Consider the following 14,741-nt stretch of genomic DNA (forward strand, 5'->3'; position numbering starts at 1 on the left):
TTTCCGAAAATCGGGTCCCACTTTTCGGGATCATGGTTTAAGCCGCAACCGCGGGCTGGCTCCAGCGGGCCGCGAGCAGACGGTAGGGGATCAACGCCACCACGGCGATGATCAGCTTCACGCTGAGGTCGCCCAGCGCCCAGGAGATCCAACGCATCGCGTCGACATGGAACACGCCCATCAAGGGTGCGTTTTCCAACGCAAAGCCGTCGTTGGGACCAGCGAAGGCAAAGGCGGCCGAGAACGCGACGGTGAAGAACACGGCTGTGTCGAACACCGACCCGACCAGCGTGCCGACGATCGGCGCCCGCCACCAGCTCTGGCGGCGCAGCCGGTTGAAGACAGTCACATCGAGCAATTGCGCGGCAAGGAACGCCGCTCCGGACGCGGCCGCGATCCGCACCAGCCGGTCGGCGGCGGTCTCGAATTCGATCAGGCCGTGACGGAACAGGAAGGGCGGGACAAGGATCGAGCAGATCACCGCCGTCATGAAGCCGACAAAGACGATCCGGCGCGCCACAGTGGGGCCGTAACGGCGGTTGGCGAGGTCGGTGACCAGAAACGAGAAGGGATAGGTGAAGGCCCCCCAGGTCAGAAGGTCGGCCAGCGAGAGGCCGCCGATCTGGCCCTGCATCGGGAATTGCACGAGAATGTTCGATGCCACGACGACAAGCGTCATGGCGGCCACGAAGGGCAAGTATCGCGAGAAGAAAGTCATTTTTTTATCCTGGGTAATGGAACCAGCGGAACGTATTCCGAAATCGGATTACGCTAGCTTCGTAATTTAAGCATCGGGTTGCCGAAACCTTGCGGCTTCGATCCGATGCCTAGGCCAACAAGAGGTCGGCCAGAGGCCAACAAGAGGTTGGCCAGGGCGGTCGTCCCCCGCCTTTGAACTGTTTTAAGCGGCAGCCTGTTCGGCGGTCTTCTTGGCGATCTGCTTCTTCAGCAAACGGGCGCGCTGCGACAATTCCTCGACGTCGGCCTTGGCCAGGAAGGCGTCGAGGCCGCCGCGATGTTCGACCGAACGCAGCGCGTTGGCCGAAATGCGAAGACGCACGTTCTGGTTCAGCGCTTCCGAAATCAGCGTCACATTGACGAGGTTCGGCAGGAAGCGACGCTTGGTCTTGTTGTTGGCGTGGCTCACATTGTTGCCGGACATGACTGCCTTGGCAGTGAGTTCGCAGGTGCGGGACATTGTTCTAACCTTCAGTTCTCGGGGTCTGCCAAACACTCAAGCCCACGCCGGGTGGCGCGCGGTTCTGGTCAGGCGGCCTTATGGAAAAAGTTGGCGTTCCATAGTTGCATTTCGCCGAGGCGTCAAGCTCCAGCTTGCCTGCGGACACGCCCGGCATTTCATATTAAGGCCGGAATTCATCCTATAAGCGGTTCCATAGGGACATGCCAGACCGGAGTTGCCCGCCTCCGGCCGAAAATCAAGGACCCGATCCCGCCATGCTTCGTTCGCCACATGCCCTTGTTGCCATGCTTGCCATAGCTTTGCCGTCCGCCGCGTCTGCTGCCTCGCCGCAGTCGTTCAAGGGCGAGTACACAGTGTCGTTCCTCGGCCTTTCGATAGCGAAATCAACGTTTTCCAGCCGCTATGAGAACGGCGCCTACGCGATCCAAGGCAGTGTCACCGCAGCCGGCCTCGCCAAGCTGTTCGACGATACGCGCGGCACGATCTCATCCAAAGGCACGATCGCGGGCAAGAAGATGGTGCCGCAGGCATTCCGCGCCGATTACACCTCCGGCAAGAAGGCATCGGTTGTCGATATCCGCTTTGCCAATGGCAGGGTCACCTCGACGAAGGTCGTGCCGGCGCCGGGCAAACGCGACCCCAAGAACTGGGTACCGCTCGGTGCCGGCGACCTGGCGTCGGTGCTCGATCCCATGGCCGCCACCGTCATTCATGCCGACAGTCTCGACCAGGTCTGCGGCCGCACGGTGAAGTTCTATGACGGCGAGATGCGTGCCGACCTGACGTTGACCTACGCGTCGAAAGGCACGATCTCGGTCCCAGGCTACAAGGGCGACACCGTCACCTGCCAGATGGGCTTCGAGCCGGTGGCGGGTTATCGCAAGGGCCGCAAGGCGCTCAACTATCTCAAGAACAAAAGCCGCATGATGGTGACGTTTGCACCGCTCGGCCAAACCGGCGTATATGCGCCGATCCGTGCCACGGTGGGCACGCAGATCGGCACCTTGACCATCAGCGCCGGGCGTTTCGAAGCCGTACAATAGCCAGGCGCGGAATTGGCGCGCCACTGGAGACAGAATGGGGCGCGCAACACTGATCGGCTTTTCGGCGGTCGCCATGTGGGCGTTGCTCGCACTGCTCACCGATGCGTCGGGCCAGGTGCCGCCGTTCCTCTTGTCGGCGATCACCTTCTCGATCGGCACCGGGGTCGGGCTCATCGCGCGGCTGTTCATGCCGGCACCCGACAAGAGCCAGAAGATACCGCCGCAGGTGTGGCTGATCGGCATTGCCGGCCTGTTCGGCTACCACTTCTTCTATTTCACCGCGCTGCGCAATGCGCCGGCGGTGGAGGCGAGCCTGATCGCCTATCTGTGGCCGCTGCTGATCGTGCTCGGCTCGGCGCTGATGCCGGGCGAAAAACTGGCGTGGAACCATGTCGTCGGCGCGCTGCTCGGCCTTGCCGGCACCGTGCTGATCGTCACCAAGGGTGGCGGGCTGGCCTTCGACGCCCGCTATTCCTTCGGCTATGCCATGGCTGCCGTCTGCGCCGTCCTGTGGTCGTCCTATTCGTTGTTGTCGCGGCGCTTCCCGTCGGTGCCGACCAGCATCGTCACCTGGTTCTGTGCTGCCACCGCGGTGCTGTCGCTCGCCTGCCACCTGGCGCTGGAACAGACCGTTCTGCCCGTCGGCGCCGGCCAGTGGCTGGCGGTGCTTGGTCTTGGCCTGATGCCGGTGGGCGCTGCCTTCTATGCCTGGGACATCGGCGTCAAGCGCGGCAACATCCAGGTGTTGGGTGCCGCAAGCTACGCCGCACCGCTGTTGTCGACGCTGGTGCTGATCGCGGCCGGCGTCGCCGAGCCGTCGCTGCGCATCCTCGCCGCCTGCGTGCTCATCACCGGCGGCGCGGCGCTCGCCGCAAAATCCCTGTTCCTGCGCAAGCCTGCGGCGACCGAGAGCCGAGCCGGGTCATCCGAAGGCGGAGCCCGGGGCATCCAAAGGCGGAGCCGGGCATGACGATGCCGTTTGCGGGCGGTATCGACGCCAATGCCAATGCGACACTGATTTTTTCGCTGGCGGCGGCGATGATCTATGCGTTCACGCTAGGCATGCCGCCGACGCTCGCCCGCTCGGCGGCAAAGACGCTTGCCGTGGCGATGCTTGCCGTTCTGGCCGGGCTACAGGGCGGCCCGCTGCTGCTGGTCGCCGCGCTCGCCCTCAGCGCCGCTGGCGACGCCTTCCTGTCGCGCGACGGCGAAAAGGCCTTTCTCGGCGGGCTGGCCAGTTTTCTCGTCGCCCACATCGTCTATGTCGCGCTGTTCCTGCGCAGCGGTGGCGGATTGGGAGTGCTTGGCGCCGAGCCGTGGCGCGGTGCGATCGCGCTCGCCATGGCGGTGTTCGTGGTCATCATGCTGGCGGCGCTGTGGCGTCGCGTCGGTCCCGGCCTGCGTATCCCGATCACCGTCTATATCGCCGCCATCCTGGCAATGGGCATCTCGGCGCTGACAACAAGCAATATGTGGGTGATCGGTGGCGCCGTGCTGTTCATGGTATCGGACGGGCTGCTCGCCACCGAGAAATTCCTTGTCGCCGCCATCTCGCCCCACCGCGCCTGGATGCGCCTCGCCGTCTGGGCGCTGTACTACGCCGCCCAGCTCGCGACGACACTTGGGTTCCTGCTAAATTTGGGTTCTTATTGAGTTAGGGTTGTTTCGGCTGCCAGCCGGGTTCGGCCAGCTCAAAGGCGGCAAACTCGAAGCCCGGCGCGACGGTGCAGCCGACCAGCGTCCATTCGCCCAGGCTGCGCGCCGACTGCCACCAGCCTGCCGGCACGACGATCTGAGGCCGCTCACCGGCTGCGAGATCGATGCCGAGGACTTGCTCTACAAGGGCGCTGCCTTCTTCCCACATCGAGAGCGCCAGCGGTGCGCCGGCATGGAAATGCCAGACCTCGGCGGCATCCTTGACCCGGTGCCAGGCCGAAACCTGATGCTCCTCAAGCAGGAAATAGATGGCAGTCGAATGGCCGCGCGCGCCGCCGGTGCCATCGCGAAAGGTCTCGGCATACCAGCCGCCTTCCGGATGCGGCTTCAGCCCGAGCGTCGCGATAATTTCTGCGGAGCTGGTCATGGCGACGACACTACCGGGCCTAGAAATTGTCCTTGCGCTTGCGGATTTCGGCAAAGACCTCGGCGTCCGAAGCTTTCTCCAGCCCCAGATGCTTGCGGATCGCCGGATCGTGCCAGCGCAGGAAGGGATTGGTCGACAGCTCTTCGCCGATCGTCGTCGGCAGCGTCGGCTTGTTGTCGGCGCGCAGCTTTTCGATCCTGGCGGCGCGTTCCTTCAATGCCGAATTGGTCGGGTCGACGGTCAGCGCGAAACGGGCGTTGGAGAGCGTATACTCGTGGCCGCAATAGATGGCCGTTTCAGCTGGAAGTGCAGCCAGCTTCTTCAGCGATTCATACATCACCGGCGGCTTGCATTCGAACAGCCGTCCGCAACCCAGCGCAAACAGCGTGTCGGCGGTGAACGCCACACCCGACGCCGGCAAATAATAGGAAACGTGGCCGGCGGTGTGGCCGGGCGTGGCGATGACTTCGATCTTTTCATCGCCAAGATGGAGAACCGAGCCGTCTTCGACGGTCTCGTCGATGCCGGGGATCTTGGCCTTTTCCGCTTCCGGGCCGACGATGCGCAGCTTGAAGCGCTCCTTCAGCGCCAGATTGGCCTCGACGTGATCCATGTGATGATGCGTGGTCAGGATCGTCGTCGGCGTCCAGCCAGTGCGCTTTATCGCTGCCAGGATAGGCGCTTCCTCGGGCGCGTCGATGATCGCGGTCTGGCCGCTTTTGGGATCATGCACCAGCACGCCGAAATTGTCGCTGCGGCACATGAACTGTTCGATTTCGACCGGCATCGCATCTCTCCGTTTATGGCCGCAGACATAGGGCGCCGGCGCGTGGATGTCATCCCGGATGTCGAATGACATCTCGGAATGTCGGATGTCGCGGCCTTTTGTTGAAACCCGCCGATATCACGGCTACATCCCTGCCATGCATTCCGACATCGTCGATCTTCGCTCCTTCTATTCGACAACACTCGGCCGTTTCGCCGAGCGTTCGATCACCATGGCGTTGTCGTCGATATGGGCAGCGGTACCCAACGAGCGGCTGGTTGGTCTGGGTTACACCTTGCCCTGGCTGGAGCGGTTCGGCACCGATGCCGAGCGGGTCTTTGCCTTCATGCCGGCAACGCAAGGCGCGGTGGTGTGGCCGGCGACAGGGCCGACGGCGACGGCACTGGTCTTCGACGAGGAACTGCCGCTGGTCGATTCCTGCATCGACCGCATGCTGCTCGTCCATTCGCTCGAACATGTCGAGAACCCGCGTGAGACGCTGAACGAGATCTGGCGCGTGCTGTCGCCGGCTGGCCGGGTGGTCATCGTCGTGCCCAACCGGCGCGGTGTCTGGGCGCGCTTCGAGCACACCCCATTCGGCAATGGCCGGCCCTTTTCGCGCGGCCAGCTTACCGAATTGCTGCGCGAGGCGAATTTCACGCCCGCCGCCTGGTCCGATGCGCTGTTCTTTCCGCCGTCGAGGCGCCGTTTCATGATGCGCTTCCACAATGTGCTGGAGCGCGCCGGCCGGCGGCTGTGGCCGATCTTTTCCGGCGTCATCGTCGTCGAGGCGCAGAAACGGCTCTATCAAGGCGTGCCCGTCGTCCAGCGCGCCTCGCGCCGCGTCTTCGTGCCGGTGCTGTCGCCGCATGGCGCCACCCGGCTTGGCCGTCACAAAGCCGATGCCGAGCCCTCGGCTGCGCGGGTGACGGCTTCGTGATCACGGCAAACGTGCCTGACGTCGTTTCCCGGCCTATCTGTCGCAAGTGGACCGACAGGCCATCCGGCAGCCCATACGAACGCCTGGCAAATTTCTCCATCCGGTTTCGGCACTGACGCAAGGACCTCGGCCATGGCTGATCAACCGGACAATGCCGCCGTCGTTCAGCCGGTTGCGGTGGCGGTCGAAGCCAGCAGCCTGCGCGATCAGGTGGCGACGATCCGGCGGGCGCTGGCGGGATCGCCGGTTCGCAAATGGTTGCTGTGGACGTCGGTCGGTATCATGGCCGTGATCATCGCAACGTCGATCGGCCAGGTTCTGCTCAACCGCTGGAACCAGCCTTTCTACGATGCGCTTGCGCGCCGCGACATGGCGGCCTTCCTGCCCCAGCTCCTCGTCTTCGCGATGATCGCCGGCGGGCTGCTGGTGCTCAATATCGGCCAGACCTGGCTCAACCAGATGATCAGGCTCAAACTGCGCGAGGCGCTGACGCTGGATCTGATCGATCAGTGGATGCGGCCGGCGCGCGCCTTCCGGTTGGCCAATGCCGGCGCCATCGGCGTCAATCCCGACCAGCGCATGCAGCAGGACGCCGCGCATCTGTCCGACCTGTCAACCGATCTCGGCGTCGGGCTGCTGCAGTCGTGCATCCTGCTCGTGTCCTTCGTCGGGGTGCTGTGGGAGCTGTCCTCGGGCTTCGTGTTCCACATCGGCGGGACCTCGCTGGCCATACCGGGCTACATGGTCTGGGCCGCTATCCTTTACGCCGGCATCGCCTCCTGGCTGAGCTGGCTGGTCGGGCGCCCGCTCATCCGCCTGAACAGCGACCGCTATACACGCGAAGCCGAGCTGCGCTCCTCGATGGTGCGCGTCAACGAGAATGTCGATGCCATCGCGTTGTATCATGGCGAGGCCGACGCCAGGCGGCGGCTCGAACTCGATCTCGGCACGGTGCTGAGCGCCATGCGGCGCATCTACACCGCCCAGATCAACCTGTCCTGGGTGACCGACACCTATGGCTGGATCACCGTCGTGGCGCCCATACTGGTCGCTTCGCCGGTCTATTTCTCAGGTGATATCAGCTTTGGCGGGCTGATGATGGCGGTCGGCGCCTTCAACCAGGTCCACTCTTCCTTGCGCTGGTTCATCAACAACATCGGCAGCATCGCCGATTGGCGCGCCACGCTGATGCGCGTGGCCGATTTCCGCATCGCGCTCGATGAAACCGATGCGCTGCACGACACGGAAAAGCGCATCGCCTTCGGCCAAAACGTCGATGGCAGCCTGACTTTCGAGAAGCTCGAAGTGACCTCGCCGGAGGGTTGCACCAGACTCGCCGATCCGCATGTCGAAATCCGCCCCGGCGAGCGCGTCATGATCACCGGCGACCCCGGTGCGGGCAAGACGCTGTTCTTTCGTGCCATTGCCGGCCTGTGGCCATGGGGAAGCGGCCGGATCGGCCTGCCGTCGGGAGAAACCCCCATATTCGTGCCGCGCGTGCCTTATTTTCCGGTCGGCACGTTGCGCGAAGTCCTCGATCACCCGAACGGGCCCGCGCCGGCGAACGATGCCGACATTTCGGCGGTGCTGGCCGAGGTCGGTCTGGGACGGCTGTCCTCATCGCTCGACCGTGCGGGGCGTTGGGACCATGAGTTGGGCGATGACGAACAACGCTCGCTGGCCTTCGCCAGGCTCGCGTTGCGGCAGCCGAAATGGGTGATAATCGACGAGGCGCTGGATGCGTTCGACGGCCCATCGCTAAGACGCGTGCTGTCGATGCTCGAGAAGCGTTTGCCGGGGACAGCGATCCTCAACATCGGGCGCGGCCAGCACAACAACCACTTCTTCCCGCGCGCGTTGACGATCGTCAAGGATTCCGGTGCGCCAGCCCTGAAGCCCGCCCGCATCAGGGCCGGCGCGATCGAACCGCCGCCAGCCGCCGCTCGTCGCAAGAAATGAGCTGATTTCCGGGCGGGGGAAGCAAAGCTTTATTTTGCCGCGATCGCGAGGGAAGCTCCTCGGGAGAAACAACCCTGGCGACGGCCATGCTTCATGCCCTGCGCCTGCTTGCCTGTCTTGCCTGCGCCCAGGCTGCCCCGATGGCCTCGCCGGCGGATGCGCTCGCCGTCGACGTCGAGCTGGTGCTGGCGGTCGACATCTCGCTGTCGATGGACGAGAAGGAGTTCGCCCTGCAGCGGGCCGGTTATGTCGAGGCGCTGCGGCATCCCGACTTCATCAAGGCTGTCCGCGCCGGCGCCACGGGCCGCATAGCGCTGACCTATTTCGAATGGGCCGGCACGGTGCGCGACGACGCGGTCATCGGCTGGCAGATTATCGATAGTGCCGAGAGCGCGAACAGCTTTGCCGACAAGGTCGCGGCTCGCCCGTTCCGCAGCTTTCGCGGCACTTCGATTTCCGGCGCGCTGGCCTTCGGCACCGAGCTTTTCGACCGCACGTCTTTCCAGGGCGAACGCAGCGTCATCGACATTTCGGGCGACGGACCGAACAATATCGGGCCGCCGGTCACCGCGACGCGTGATGCGGCGACTGCCAAAGGCATCGTCGTCAACGGGCTGCCGATCCTGATCAGCCCGTCGCCCACCTTCAGCCATCTCGACCAGTATTATGCGCAGTGCGTGATCGGCGGACCCGGTTCCTTCGTGCTGCCTATCTATGCCGCCGCCGAGTTTTCGACAGCCATCCGGCGCAAGCTGCTCCTGGAAGTGAGCGGCATTCAGGACGAGGTGAGAAGCATCCCCATCGACGCGGCGACGCCGATAGACTGCCTGCAAGGCGAACGGGACAGGCGGTTTCTATCGGATCCGTATTTTCCCGAACTTGACCGTTGAGCTCTCGACAGAGGGGTTAACGCGATCCGGAGGGAAAACCGTTCCACAATTTCCCGGAATCCCTCTCGGTTTAAGCGGGCCGGGCACCAAATTGATTGCGAAACTCGTTGGAGAGATCGCGGCGCCAGCGCCGGCCGTGGACATAGCCTTGCATCAATTCCGGCAGCGAATAGCCAAGCGTTTTGGATGAACGGTTGGCCATGTAGCCCTGAAATGCCTCCGGTATCCTGCCTCGCAGGATGTCGGCGATGAGTTGCCGCGAGATCATGTAAGGCGGAATGTGCGGGTAGGCATGGGCAATATGCGGATGTTTGCCCATCAGGTTCGCATAGGCCTCGACATAGCCGTCACGGCGGCCGGAAATCGAGTTCTCCGAATTGTATTTCGTCCAGTCCAGATCCCTGGACAACTGCGCACCGAAGCGCCGGGCAAGGCGCAGCAGCAATTCGCGATCCTGCATGCGGGTGATGTCGCTGTCGTAGCCGCCGATGGCCAGCAAGGCTTCGCGGCGAGCCGTGATCGCGGAGCCGGCAATGAAGATGGTCTGCCCAACCAGCGTCCGCTCAAGCATTGCGGGGCTCACGAACGCCTCGGGGTTGACGCAGTTTGTGATGCGACTGCCTTTCAGGGACACGAACGAACTGATCAGCACTTGCAGTACAGGATTTTCCTCGAACCAGGTCAGGGTTCGTTCGAGCCGGTGCGGCATGTAGATGTCGTCCGAATCGAGGAACGTCACCAACGGTGCCCGCGCGCGCTCGATGCCGGCATTCCTGGCTGCGTTGGCGCCTCGCCATTTCGCCCCGACATAGATCAGCCGCGGGTCCTGGATGCGGGCCAGCGCCGATTCGGTCCCATCGGTCGAACCATCGTCGACGACAATGTGCTCAAGCCTCGACATGCTCTGGGAGAGTACGCTTTCCACGGCGCGCAACACCGTTTCGCGTCGGTTGTGGGTCGGCGTAATGACCGTGATGAGAGGTGTCGGTTCGATGGTTTTGCCCATTTTGACCATAGTGCTTCAGCTATGTCCCACGTAGAGGGGCACGTTTTCAACCTTGTCCCGAACCAGCCCAAGGGCCATGGCCGCTTGTGCACAAAAAACCAGCGCGCAAAAGGCCAATCCGACGATCAGTGCAAACGGGATCTGCCATGCCGGCATTCCGAGCCGAGTTGCATGCGTCAGAATACGCCCGCCCACTTTCCAGGATGTCGAAAACCAACGTCTTGTCGCCTTCAGCACTCGCGCGGCTTGGGATGGCGATGCCAGTGCCACATATTTCCGGTCCGCATCGCGCCCGGTGACCAGGGCACGCCAAAAGAAAAACCGCCAACCGCGCGGAGGATAATGGCTGGCCCGGGCATCGACTCTGACAAAATCATGCCCGCTTGCTCGTAACTGGCTGGTGAGCAACGTGCAAGAAACCTTGAATCCATTGCTGGCCGGAAAGGGATGGCCGGCTAACCAGCTTCTGCGGAAGGCGCAATTGTTGGCGTTCATCGCGCGCTTGGAGGCAAAGCGTCGATCACCATCACGCAGCGGGAAGAACCACAGAAGCGCAAAGGTCCGCGAAGCGAAATCGTCACAGCCGAGATAGGTGTAACCGTTCACGGCGATCGTCTTCGGATCTTGGAGCGGTTTGAGAAGTGCCGACAGCCAGCCGTCTTCGATCACTGTATCGGAATCGCAGAAAATGACGATGTCGCCCTTGGCCAACGCGGCGCCTGCGTTCTTGACCTCATAGTACCGGCCGCCTGTGCAGGCGCTGAAGACCGTATTTGCTGCCATGCCAAGTTGCGGAACAATTTCGGTGAGACGATGCCGGAGAATCGGTGTGTCGGTATCTGGTCCGCTGTGAACGACGATGACCTCCGGTTTCAGGTATTGACCGGTTGTCGTCACGGCTTTTATTTCCCGTGCCAAAGCGCTGAACGAAACGCCGATCTCATCTTCATTGATGGACTTGGCGTTTTCCATTTCGACAACGATCGAATAGGTCAGGTTCCCCGCTCCGTGCTTCGCTCGGCATCGCGTCCGGCATGACGCTACGAAAAACATGCTCCCGTGTCATCATCTGGTTGCAGAGTTCAATCCGTCCGCAACCCCGAATTCGCAACCTTGCGTCTCAACGGCAACACCCTGAGGGCCGGAGACTGGAAACCGCCTCAGGATCGCGCAGGCCGATTCGTCTTGATCGCCTCATCTCATTCTTATTACTTTTGGGGTAATCGAATTCTGTCACGACCCTTGGCAATCTGTGCCTTCGGAGCCGGCAATCGGCTTCGATTGAAAGGGAGTGCACTTATGACCGCTTACGCCGTCGCCCATATGCGCCAAGCCACGATGGGCCCGCAGATCATCGAATACCTGCACAAGATCGATGCCACGCTGGAACCTTTCGGCGGCCGTTTTCTGGTCCATGGCGGCGATGTCGAGGTGATCGAGAACAACTGGCCGGGCCATCTGATCATCATCGAATTTCCCGACAGGCAGCATGTGCATGGCTGGTACAATTCGCCCGCCTATCAAGCGATTCTGGCGCTGCGCACGGACAATTCGGAGGCCGACGTGGTGTTTGCTGACGGCGTCGAACATCCGCACAAGGCCACGGACATCCTCGATTAGCTTGCGGCTACTGCCGTTTCAGCAGGAACACTGCCTGCTGGCCGAAGAAGTTCCAGAACCACCACGGCATCGACAGGCCGATCTTCTGGCCGTTGGCGTCGAGAGCGGTTGCCTTCTCGACGGTCGCGCCGAGCTCGTCGCACAGATTGACGAAGTCGCGGATGGTGCAGAAGTGGATGTTGGGCGTGTCGTACCAGGAATAGGGCAGGTCCTTGGTCACCGGCATGCGGCCGTTGACGAACAGTGACAGACGCACACGCCAATGGCCGAAATTGGGGAAGGAGACGATGGCGCGATTGCCGATCCTGAGCAGTTCGTCGAGCACCAGCTTCGGGTTGCGGGTGGCCTGCAGCGTCTGCGAGAGGACGACGAAGTCAAAGCCCTTGTCGGGATAGAATTCGAGATCCTTGTCGGCATCGCCCTGGATGACCGAGAGGCCGCGCGCCACGCATTCGTTGACGCCGCGCTGCGACAGCTCGAGCCCACGGCCGTCGACCTGCTTGCTGTCCTGCAGCAATTCGAGCAGCGAGCCGTCGCCCGAGCCGACATCGAGCACGCGCGACTGTGGTGGGATGAGGTTGGCGACGACTTCAAGGTCGACGCGCTGGTCGCGGTTGACGCTCATAGGCCCAGCCCTCTCGCCCTGGCGGCCGAGCCGATGAAGCCGTTGATGGCGGCAAACAGTTCCGGCTCGTCGAGCAGGAATGCGTCGTGGCCGCGGTCGGTCTCGATCTCGACGAAGGATACCGATGCTCCGGCGGCGTTGAGCGCATGCACGATCGAGCGGCTCTCCTCGGTCGGAAAAAGCCAGTCCGAGGTGAACGACACCAGGCAGAAGCGGGTTTTCGTGCCGGCGAAAGCATCGGCCAGCCGGCCGCCATGGTCGGCGGCAAGGTCGAAATAGTCCATCGACCGCGTCATGTAGAGGTAGGAATTGGCGTCGAAGCGATCGACGAAGGTCATGCCCTGGTGGCGCAGATAGCTTTCGATCTGGAAGTCGGCGTCAAAGCCGAAGGTCAGCGCTTCGCGATCCTGCAGATTGCGGCCGAACTTGCGGTGCAGGGCGGCTTCCGACAGGTAAGTGATGTGGGCGGCCATGCGCGCCACCGCCAGGCCCTTTTCCGGGCGTTTACCGTGCTCGAAATATTTGCCGCCATGCCAGTCCGGATCGGCCATGACAGCCTGGCGGCCAACCTCATGAAAGGCGATGTTCTGCGAGGAATGGCGCGCGCCGGTGGCGATCGGCAGCGCCGAGAAGACGCGCTCCGGATAGCTCGACGCCCATTCCAGCACCTGCATGCCGCCCATCGAGCCGCCGAGCACGCAAAACAGTTTCTCGATGCCGAAATGGTCGATCAGCATCTGCTGCGCCCGCACCATGTCGCGAATGGTGATAATGGGCAGGTCAAGCCCGTAGGGCTTGCCGGTGGCGGGATTGGTCGAGGCCGGACCGGTGGACCCAAGGCAACCGCCGATAACGTTGGAGCAGATGACGAAGAAGCGATTGGTGTCGATGATCTTGCCGGGGCCGATCAGCACTTCCCACCAGCCAGGCTTGCCGGTCACCGGATTGGTGCTGGCGACGTGCTGGTCTCCGGTCAGTGCATGGCAGACGAGGATGGCGTTGGAGCGGGCATCGTTCAGCGTGCCGTAGGTCTGGTAGGCGATCTGGAACGGTGACAGCAGCGTGCCGGCGTCCAGCTTGAGCGGCTTGTCGGATCCAAAACGCAAAACCGGGCTCGACGGCTGGTCGACCTCGTTGTTGGTTTTGCGGGCGCGCAGAACGGCCATGACATCCATCTCACACTTTGAGCCCACGCATCGCGCTTGTCGAAAGTCGATGCCGATACGGGTGTCCGGCCGGGGCGGACAACAAAAAACCGGCATTGCAGTCGCAAAGCCGGTTACAGGATGCAAACGGCCCTTTAGCAAGTTGTTTAACGTGGCTGCAAGCCGACCGGCCAAATCACCACGGAAGTTCGCACCCCTTCTAGGGCTGTGGCGCGCCGTCGTCAACGGCCAGCCCTGGGCGATGGCTGTCGCCTCTCGACATTGCAGGCCACGGCTTGTATTTCCGCTGCGGCTTCCCTCAGGAAGCGTTCTCGACGGATTTTGCGACATGAGCCAGACACCGGACCAGGCACGTCCAACCCCGCGTGCGGGCATCATGGACATCGACGCCTATGTGCCGGGCAAGAGCACGGCGCCCGCCGGCGTCGCCAAGGTCCACAAGCTGTCATCAAACGAGAATCCGCTAGGGCCCTCGCCGAAAGCGATCGAAGCCGCGCGCGAGATTGCCGGCAAGCTCGACATCTATCCCGACGGCACCGCCAGGCGGCTGCGCGAAGCGATCGCCGAGGTGCACGGCCTCAACCCGCAGAACATCATCTGTTCCAACGGTTCCGACGAGATTCTCGGCCTGCTGGCGCAGACCTATCTGGCGCCCGGCGACGAGGCCGTCATCACCGAACACGCCTTCATGGTCTACAAGATCTACATCCAGTCGGCGGGTGCCGTTCCGGTGACGATCAAGGAAAGAGACGAGCGCGCCGACATCGACGCCATCCTGGCCGCGGTCACGCCGCGCACCAAGATCGTGTTCCTCGCCAATCCCAACAACCCGACCGGCACCTATGTACCGTTCCAGGAGGTACGCCGGCTGCATGCCACGCTGCCGAAGAACGTGCTTCTGGTGCTCGACGCGGCCTATGCCGAATATGTCCGCCGCAACGACTATGAGGCCGGCATCGAACTGGTCGGCAGCACCGAGAACGTGGTGATGACCCGTACCTTCTCCAAGATCGGCCTGGGTGGCGCGCGGATCGGCTGGATGTATGCGCCGATGCATATCGTCGACGCCATCAACCGCGTGCGCGGTCCCTTCAACGTCAATGCGACGGCGATCGAGGCCGGTATCGCAGCCATCCGCGACCGCGCCCATGTCGAGCGCAGCGTGGCGCACAACGAGACCTGGCTTGCCTGGTTGAGCGAGGAATTCACAAAGCTCGGGCTGCGGGTGACACCCAGCGTCGGCAATTTCATCCTCGTTCACTTTCCCGAGGACGAGAAACATTCCGCAGCGGCGGCGGACGACTATCTGACGGCGCGCGGCTATATATTGCGGCGCGTTTCGGGCTATGGCTTTCCCAACGCGTTGCGCATGACCGTCGGCACCGAAGAGGCCAATCGCGGCGTTGTCGCCGCTCTCACGACATTCCTGAAAAGCTAGAGAC

General features: G+C 62.7%; 16 protein-coding genes and 1 riboswitch. Of the genes, 8 read left to right on the plus strand and 8 right to left on the minus strand.

Going from position 1 to position 14,741, the window contains the following annotated elements; genetic code table 11:
• Positions 1–37 precede the first annotated feature (37 nt).
• Together AC0L24_RS21805 and rpmB are read right to left on the minus strand one after the other, a co-directional pair.
• Positions 38–718 (minus strand): queuosine precursor transporter, encoded by a 681-nt coding sequence (locus AC0L24_RS21805; RefSeq protein ID WP_127266961.1) that lies wholly within the window; start codon positions 716–718, stop codon positions 38–40.
• Positions 719–901: 183 nt separating this feature from the next.
• Entirely contained in the window at positions 902–1,198 is a 297-nt protein-coding gene (rpmB, locus tag AC0L24_RS21810) for a 50S ribosomal protein L28 (RefSeq protein ID WP_473564145.1), read from the minus strand.
• Positions 1,199–1,455: 257 nt separating this feature from the next.
• Here rpmB and AC0L24_RS21815 point away from each other — a divergent pair, with 257 nt between their 5' ends.
• From AC0L24_RS21815 to AC0L24_RS21825, 3 genes are read left to right on the plus strand one after another with little or no spacing between them, the layout of a single operon-like run.
• Positions 1,456–2,244, plus strand: coding sequence for a DUF3108 domain-containing protein (locus AC0L24_RS21815; RefSeq protein WP_023811078.1), 789 nt, complete (start codon positions 1,456–1,458; stop codon positions 2,242–2,244).
• Positions 2,245–2,278: 34 nt separating this feature from the next.
• Positions 2,279–3,214 carry an aromatic amino acid exporter YddG gene (gene yddG, locus AC0L24_RS21820; protein ID WP_127318422.1) on the plus strand — a complete coding sequence of 312 codons (936 nt, stop codon included), beginning with the start codon at positions 2,279–2,281 and terminating at the stop codon, positions 3,212–3,214.
• Positions 3,211–3,897 (plus strand): lysoplasmalogenase family protein, encoded by a 687-nt coding sequence (locus AC0L24_RS21825; RefSeq protein WP_127329967.1) that lies wholly within the window; start codon positions 3,211–3,213, stop codon positions 3,895–3,897. The genes yddG and AC0L24_RS21825 overlap by 4 nt, the downstream gene beginning before the upstream one ends.
• Position 3,898: 1 nt before the next feature.
• Here AC0L24_RS21825 and AC0L24_RS21830 read toward each other — a convergent pair whose 3' ends face one another.
• Positions 3,899–4,327, minus strand: coding sequence for a cupin domain-containing protein (locus AC0L24_RS21830; RefSeq protein ID WP_127399013.1), 429 nt, complete (start codon positions 4,325–4,327; stop codon positions 3,899–3,901).
• Between the two features lie 19 nt (positions 4,328–4,346).
• On the minus strand, positions 4,347–5,114 hold the full coding sequence (gene gloB / locus AC0L24_RS21835) for a hydroxyacylglutathione hydrolase (protein ID WP_127809183.1): 768 nt from the start codon (positions 5,112–5,114) through the stop codon (positions 4,347–4,349).
• 136 nt (positions 5,115–5,250) lie between these two features.
• Here gloB and AC0L24_RS21840 point away from each other — a divergent pair, with 136 nt between their 5' ends.
• The 3 genes from AC0L24_RS21840 (at position 5,251) to AC0L24_RS21850 (ending at position 8,882) form a co-directional block, all read left to right on the plus strand.
• Positions 5,251–6,033, plus strand: coding sequence for a class I SAM-dependent methyltransferase (locus AC0L24_RS21840; RefSeq protein WP_127811338.1), 783 nt, complete (start codon positions 5,251–5,253; stop codon positions 6,031–6,033).
• Between the two features lie 132 nt (positions 6,034–6,165).
• Positions 6,166–7,992 carry an ABC transporter ATP-binding protein/permease gene (locus AC0L24_RS21845; protein WP_473564146.1) on the plus strand — a complete coding sequence of 609 codons (1,827 nt, stop codon included), beginning with the start codon at positions 6,166–6,168 and terminating at the stop codon, positions 7,990–7,992.
• An 86-nt stretch (positions 7,993–8,078) separates the two neighbouring features.
• The gene (locus AC0L24_RS21850; protein ID WP_128288222.1) at positions 8,079–8,882 is read left to right on the plus strand and encodes a DUF1194 domain-containing protein; all 804 of its coding nucleotides are present in this window, start codon (positions 8,079–8,081) and stop codon (positions 8,880–8,882) included.
• Positions 8,883–8,952: 70 nt separating this feature from the next.
• Here the strand turns inward: AC0L24_RS21850 and AC0L24_RS21855 are convergent, their stop codons facing one another.
• Positions 8,953–9,888 (minus strand): glycosyltransferase family 2 protein, encoded by a 936-nt coding sequence (locus tag AC0L24_RS21855; RefSeq protein WP_127396310.1) that lies wholly within the window; start codon positions 9,886–9,888, stop codon positions 8,953–8,955.
• A gap of 15 nt (positions 9,889–9,903) precedes the next feature.
• The gene (locus tag AC0L24_RS21860) at positions 9,904–10,860 is read right to left on the minus strand and encodes a glycosyltransferase family 2 protein (protein ID WP_245482664.1); all 957 of its coding nucleotides are present in this window, start codon (positions 10,858–10,860) and stop codon (positions 9,904–9,906) included.
• Between the two features lie 327 nt (positions 10,861–11,187).
• On the opposite strand from AC0L24_RS21860, the gene AC0L24_RS21865 reads away from it, so the two are divergent.
• Positions 11,188–11,508 (plus strand): DUF1330 domain-containing protein, encoded by a 321-nt coding sequence (locus AC0L24_RS21865; RefSeq protein WP_127396312.1) that lies wholly within the window; start codon positions 11,188–11,190, stop codon positions 11,506–11,508.
• A 7-nt stretch (positions 11,509–11,515) separates the two neighbouring features.
• On the opposite strand, the gene metW is transcribed toward AC0L24_RS21865, so the two are convergent.
• Positions 11,516–12,133, minus strand: a complete 618-nt coding sequence (metW, locus tag AC0L24_RS21870) for a methionine biosynthesis protein MetW (protein ID WP_127268377.1) — start codon at positions 12,131–12,133, stop codon at positions 11,516–11,518.
• Entirely contained in the window at positions 12,130–13,299 is a 1,170-nt protein-coding gene (gene metX, locus AC0L24_RS21875; protein ID WP_127271091.1) for a homoserine O-acetyltransferase MetX, read from the minus strand. Before metX ends, metW begins: the two co-directional genes overlap by 4 nt.
• 114 nt (positions 13,300–13,413) lie before the next feature.
• Positions 13,414–13,491, minus strand: a riboswitch (SAM riboswitch).
• Positions 13,492–13,627: 136 nt separating this feature from the next.
• Here metX and hisC point away from each other — a divergent pair.
• Entirely contained in the window at positions 13,628–14,737 is a 1,110-nt protein-coding gene (gene hisC / locus AC0L24_RS21880) for a histidinol-phosphate transaminase (protein WP_127809188.1), read from the plus strand.
• The last annotated feature ends 4 nt before the right edge of the window (positions 14,738–14,741 follow it).

Source organism: Mesorhizobium sp. WSM4809, from assembly GCF_055811655.1.

What these genes read in the sequence shown, in the direction of transcription:
- yddG (WP_127318422.1), top strand. Translation starts at nt 2,279, where the DNA reads ATGGGGCGCGCAACACTGATCGGCTTTTCGGCGGTCGCCATGTGGGCG.
- AC0L24_RS21845 (WP_473564146.1), top strand. Translation starts at nt 6,166, where the DNA reads ATGGCTGATCAACCGGACAATGCCGCCGTCGTTCAGCCGGTTGCGGTG.
- AC0L24_RS21815 (WP_023811078.1), top strand. Translation starts at nt 1,456, where the DNA reads ATGCTTCGTTCGCCACATGCCCTTGTTGCCATGCTTGCCATAGCTTTG.
- AC0L24_RS21850 (WP_128288222.1), top strand. Translation starts at nt 8,079, where the DNA reads ATGCTTCATGCCCTGCGCCTGCTTGCCTGTCTTGCCTGCGCCCAGGCT.
- AC0L24_RS21865 (WP_127396312.1), top strand. Translation starts at nt 11,188, where the DNA reads ATGACCGCTTACGCCGTCGCCCATATGCGCCAAGCCACGATGGGCCCG.
- AC0L24_RS21825 (WP_127329967.1), top strand. Translation starts at nt 3,211, where the DNA reads ATGACGATGCCGTTTGCGGGCGGTATCGACGCCAATGCCAATGCGACA.
- AC0L24_RS21805 (WP_127266961.1), bottom strand. Translation starts at nt 718, where the DNA reads ATGACTTTCTTCTCGCGATACTTGCCCTTCGTGGCCGCCATGACGCTT.
- rpmB (WP_473564145.1), bottom strand. Translation starts at nt 1,198, where the DNA reads ATGTCCCGCACCTGCGAACTCACTGCCAAGGCAGTCATGTCCGGCAAC.
- hisC (WP_127809188.1), top strand. Translation starts at nt 13,628, where the DNA reads ATGAGCCAGACACCGGACCAGGCACGTCCAACCCCGCGTGCGGGCATC.
- AC0L24_RS21860 (WP_245482664.1), bottom strand. Translation starts at nt 10,860, where the DNA reads ATGGAAAACGCCAAGTCCATCAATGAAGATGAGATCGGCGTTTCGTTC.
- AC0L24_RS21830 (WP_127399013.1), bottom strand. Translation starts at nt 4,327, where the DNA reads ATGACCAGCTCCGCAGAAATTATCGCGACGCTCGGGCTGAAGCCGCAT.
- metW (WP_127268377.1), bottom strand. Translation starts at nt 12,133, where the DNA reads ATGAGCGTCAACCGCGACCAGCGCGTCGACCTTGAAGTCGTCGCCAAC.
- AC0L24_RS21855 (WP_127396310.1), bottom strand. Translation starts at nt 9,888, where the DNA reads ATGGGCAAAACCATCGAACCGACACCTCTCATCACGGTCATTACGCCG.
- gloB (WP_127809183.1), bottom strand. Translation starts at nt 5,114, where the DNA reads ATGCCGGTCGAAATCGAACAGTTCATGTGCCGCAGCGACAATTTCGGC.
- AC0L24_RS21840 (WP_127811338.1), top strand. Translation starts at nt 5,251, where the DNA reads ATGCATTCCGACATCGTCGATCTTCGCTCCTTCTATTCGACAACACTC.
- metX (WP_127271091.1), bottom strand. Translation starts at nt 13,299, where the DNA reads ATGGCCGTTCTGCGCGCCCGCAAAACCAACAACGAGGTCGACCAGCCG.